Genomic DNA, 1,430 nt, shown 5'->3' on the forward strand with positions numbered 1-1,430 from the left:
ACCGATACATTCCGGATGCTTGAAAAACAAGATCTGATGAGAGGTTTACTAGAGAAAAACAGTGAATATTTAGAACTTCAGAAAAACCTCAATATTGAAGTTATCTTCGGCAATCCTCCTTATTCAGTAGGGCAAAAAAGCGAAAATGATAATGCAAAGAACAGCCCTTATCCCATATTAGATGAACGTATCCGTAAAACTTATGCTGCTCAATCGAAAGTAACGAATATACGAGCACTTTATGACAGCTATATCCGTGCCATTCGTTGGGCAAGTGACCGTATTAGTAATGCTGGGGTAATAGGCTTTGTTTCTGGTTCTGGTTACATAGAAAAGCCAACAATGGATAGCTTACGAAAATCTTTAGCCAAAGAGTTTACGAGTATTTATGTGCTTAATTTACGGGGGGATCTTCGCAAAAATATGTTAAGCAATGGAGTTGCTCAAGAAGGTGAAAATATTTTCGGCAATGGTAGTATGACGGGTATTGCGGTAACGCTATTTATCAAAAATCCCAATGCTTCTGGAGATTGTAAAATTTACTATCATGATATTGGTAATAATTTCACGACAAAAGAAAAACTTACAGCTCTTGAATACTTTGGTAGTATTGATGGCATTACACGTGAACAAAGTTGGCAAATAATCACGCCGGATGAACATGGTGATTGGATAAATCAACGTGATGAGAGTTTCAAAACATTCCTAGCCCTAGGTGATAAGAAAAGTCATGGTAAAAAGCTGTTTGAAAGTTTTTCTCGCGGTATTATGACGAGTCGTGATGCTTGGACATACAACTCAAGCCCTGAAGCTCTAGCGAAAAACATGAGTAATATGATTGCCTTCTATAACAGTGAAGTGGAACGTTTTAATGATACTTATGCACACACTGACCGTAAAATACATACCAATGTTGTAAATAATTTTGTAAATTCAGATGAAAGTAAGATAAGTTGGAGCCGTGGACTTAAACAAGAGTTGACAAAAGGAAAGTTTTTTGAATTTGAAGAGACATGCCTCATACCAAGTCTGTATCGTCCTTTTACACAACGATGGCTTTATTATAATCGTACCTTCAATGATATGGTTTACCAAATGCCGCGGATATTTCCTATAGAAAAAGCGGTTGAAAATAAAGTGATACAAGTTTCTTCTGTAGGCGCAAGAAGTGGATTTTCTATCTTGATGACTAAAAATGTACCTGATGTGAGTGTAATAGATACAGGTCAATGCTTTCCACGCTATATTTACAAAGATGATACGGTTTCAAAAAGTAAAAATGAAAAACAATCCCATTTATTTTTAATTTCTACAGAAGAAAGTAAAACAGCTGGTTTACAGAGGCGTGATGCCATTACTGATGAAGGATTAGCACATTTTAAAGCTGCTTATCCGAATGAAATAATCACTAAAGATGATTTGTTCTATTA

1 protein-coding gene is annotated in these 1,430 nt (G+C 35.8%); it reads left to right on the top strand.

The genetic code is table 11. The features are described 5' to 3' along the window. On the top strand, positions 1 to 1,430 hold a 1,430-nt coding region (locus ACFIL2_RS07870), incomplete at both ends, for a type ISP restriction/modification enzyme (protein WP_375680048.1).

Origin of the sequence: Bartonella sp. AP30XZML (genome assembly GCF_042195945.1) — a bacterium.
Lineage (GTDB): Bacteria > Pseudomonadota > Alphaproteobacteria > Rhizobiales > Rhizobiaceae > Bartonella.